Genomic DNA, 2,691 nt, shown 5'->3' with positions numbered 1-2,691 from the left:
TCCCAGGTCAGCCCTTGCTCGGCGCCTCACCAGCGATCCCGTTGCTGGTCTCGGGCTCCTCGACGAAGTTGACGCGCTTGAACTGCTTGTTCATGGACTTGGCCAGGAACCAGGTGGCGACGCCGAGCGCGGCGAAGACGACGAAGCCCAGGAGGCCGGGGGTGACCTTGTTCTCGTCGAGCGCGAGCTCGGCGGCGAGGCTGGTGAGGTTCACGGGGGTGCTCATTGCTCCATGGTGGCCCGGCGCACGCGGAGCCGGGCCACCGGGGGGTGGTTCGGGGCGCGTGTCGTCAGTCGCGCAGGCCGGCGAAGAGGTCGGTCTCGGGCAGGTCGGTGTCGATGAGGGAGCGGGCGAGCTCGTAGTCCTCGGTCGGCCAGACCTCGCGCTGGACCTCCAGCGGGACCCGGAACCAGGGGCCGTCCGGGTCGATCTGGGTGGCGTGGGCGATCAGCGCGCGGTCCCGGGTCTCGAACCAGTCGCCGCACTCGACGCGGGTGGTGATCTCCCGCTCCTCGCGCCCGCTCTTCTCCCAGCCCTCGATCCACTCGCCGTACGGGGACTCGTGGCCGTGCTCGACCAGGTAGCCGTGGAGCGCGCGGATCCGGCCCATCGGGAAGCCGTGGTTGTAGTACAGCTTCAGCGGCTGCCAGGGCTCACCGGCGTCCGGGTAGGCGGACGGGTCGCCGGCCGCCTCGAAGGCGATCATGGTGATCTTGTGGGTCATGATGTGGTCGGGGTGCGGGTACCCGCCGTTCTCGTCGTAGGTCGTGACGACCTGCGGCTTGAACTCGCGGATCAGCCGCACCAGCGGCTCGGCCGCCTCCTTCTCGTCCTGCAGGGCGAAGCAGCCCTCGGGCAGCGGGGGCAGCGGGTCGCCCTCCGGCAGGCCGGAGTCGACGAAGCCCAGCCACGCCTGCCGGACGCCGAGGATCTCGCGGGCGGCGTCCATCTCCTTGCGCCGCACCTCGTGGATGTTCTCCTCGACGTACGGGTCCCCCTGGAGCTTCGGGTTGAGGACCGACCCGCGCTCCCCCCCGGTGCAGGTGGCCACGAGGACGTCCACACCCTGGTCGACGTACCTGGCCATGGTGGCCGCGCCCTTGCTGGACTCGTCGTCCGGGTGGGCGTGCACCGCCATCAGTCGCAGCTGCTCAGTCAACGCCTGGTTCCTTCCGCAATGTTCTGGGCTGCCCACCGTCTGAGCCGCACAGTTCTGGGCCGCACCACCGCGGGACCCGCCGCCGGGCATGCTGCCGCCGCGGCCGAGCCCCGCCCCCGCCGGACCGGCCGCGGGCGTGCCCCTCCTATAGTGACGGAACGGAGGGGCCTTCCATTCCCGCGTACCACTACGGGGACACCGCCCGGCCGACGGCCGGGGGAGGCCGCTCGCCGGAAGAGGCCGCTCGCCAGGAGAGGACTGAGCCACGATGAGCGAGGCGAACGGCAGCACGCCGCTGCCCGAGGGCCGCTACGGGCGGCGCGGCGACCGCGAGGCGGACCGCCGGCTGCGGATCGCCGGCGCGGTCTGCGGTGTACTCGCCCTCGCCCTGCTCGCCTGGATCGGCGGCTCGTACCTGATCCGGGAGACCGCGATCAACGGCTCCGTGCAGTCCTTCGAGGCGGTCTCGGACTCCGAGGTGAAGCTGCACCTGGTGGTCAGCAAGGCCGGCGGCACCGCGGGCAGCTGCACGGTCCGTTCGCAGTCGGAGGACGGCGCGGTGGTCGGGATGGCCGACTTCGCCGTCCCGGCGGCCGGCGACGACTACGACGCGGTGGTGAGCCTGCGCACCACGGCCCGCGGCACCACCGCCCAGCTGCTGGGCTGCACCCCCGCGAAGTAGCCGGAGGGGTCGTCCCCCGGCCCCGGCGGACGACCGGGGCGCATATTCGATCAGGGGAGCGGGCATCCGTTCAGGGAGCCCGCACCACCCCCTTTCCGTACACCGCGGCGCAATGCTCTCGTCAGCGGCGCGTCGACGACTCTCCCGCTTGTCGGTGGGAGTTGTTACGCTCGTGGTTTCGCCCCTTCCGTGCCGGATGCTACGGGAGCGGGCGTTGCTTTGTAGTTACGACCGATATCACCACCACACCTGCTGACGAATCAATCCCTCAGCACAGCCCCAGCACCTACGAGGAGCACCTGTGACCCAGACCAGCGAACACGTGACCTGGCTCACTCAGTCCGGCTACGACCAGCTCAAGGCCGAGCTGGACCACCTGACCGGCCCATGGCGCATCGAGATCGCCCAGAAGATCGAGGCGGCGCGCGAGGAGGGTGACCTCAAGGAGAACGCCGGCTACCACGCGGCCAAGGAGGAGCAGGGCAAGTACGAGCTGCGCATCCGCCAGCTGACCCAGCTCCTGGAGCGTGCCAAGGTCGGCGAGGCGCCGGCGGACTCGGGCGTGGTGTCCCCGGGCATGGTCGTCACGGTGGCCTTCGACGGCGACGAGGACGACACCATGCGGTTCCTGCTCGGCTCGCGCGAGGTGGCCGGCGACGACCTGGACATCTACTCCCCGCAGTCCCCGCTCGGCCGCGCCATCGACGGCAAGAAGGTCGGCGACGAGGCGACCTACGAGCTGCCGAACGGCAAGCGGGCCATGGTGAAGATCGTCGAGATCAAGCCGCACACCGGCTGATCCGACCCGGTACGGCGACGGGGGCGGCCCGCGGAGAGTCTCCGCGGGCC

The 2,691-nt window shown here is 70.9% G+C and carries 4 protein-coding genes; 2 read left to right on the top strand and 2 right to left on the bottom strand.

The window, feature by feature from the left end; all coding sequences use genetic code 11:
* Positions 1-7: 7 nt before the first annotated feature.
* Both ACWGB8_RS38340 and mca read right to left on the bottom strand, forming a co-directional pair.
* The gene (locus ACWGB8_RS38340; protein WP_452218279.1) at positions 8-226 is read right to left on the bottom strand and encodes a hypothetical protein; all 219 of its coding nucleotides are present in this window, start codon (positions 224-226) and stop codon (positions 8-10) included.
* A gap of 64 nt (positions 227-290) precedes the next feature.
* A complete protein-coding gene (mca, locus tag ACWGB8_RS38335) occupies positions 291-1,160 on the bottom strand; it encodes a mycothiol conjugate amidase Mca (protein WP_452218278.1) in 870 nt (289 codons plus the stop codon).
* Between the two features lie 268 nt (positions 1,161-1,428).
* On the opposite strand from mca, the gene ACWGB8_RS38330 reads away from it, so the two are divergent.
* Both ACWGB8_RS38330 and greA read left to right on the top strand, forming a co-directional pair.
* Complete coding sequence (locus tag ACWGB8_RS38330; RefSeq protein WP_452218277.1) at positions 1,429-1,842, top strand: DUF4307 domain-containing protein; 414 nt, start codon at positions 1,429-1,431, stop codon at positions 1,840-1,842.
* Between the two features lie 301 nt (positions 1,843-2,143).
* Positions 2,144-2,641 (top strand): transcription elongation factor GreA, encoded by a 498-nt coding sequence (greA, locus tag ACWGB8_RS38325; RefSeq protein ID WP_452218276.1) that lies wholly within the window; start codon positions 2,144-2,146, stop codon positions 2,639-2,641.
* Positions 2,642-2,691: the final 50 nt, after the last annotated feature.

The sequence above is a fragment of the Kitasatospora sp. NPDC054939 genome, assembly GCF_053610105.1.
The sequence above is the reverse complement of the archived record's forward strand: the minus strand, read 5'-3'. Positions and strand labels throughout refer to the sequence as shown.

What these genes read in the sequence shown, in the direction of transcription:
- ACWGB8_RS38340 (WP_452218279.1), bottom strand. Translation starts at nt 226, where the DNA reads ATGAGCACCCCCGTGAACCTCACCAGCCTCGCCGCCGAGCTCGCGCTC.
- ACWGB8_RS38330 (WP_452218277.1), top strand. Translation starts at nt 1,429, where the DNA reads ATGAGCGAGGCGAACGGCAGCACGCCGCTGCCCGAGGGCCGCTACGGG.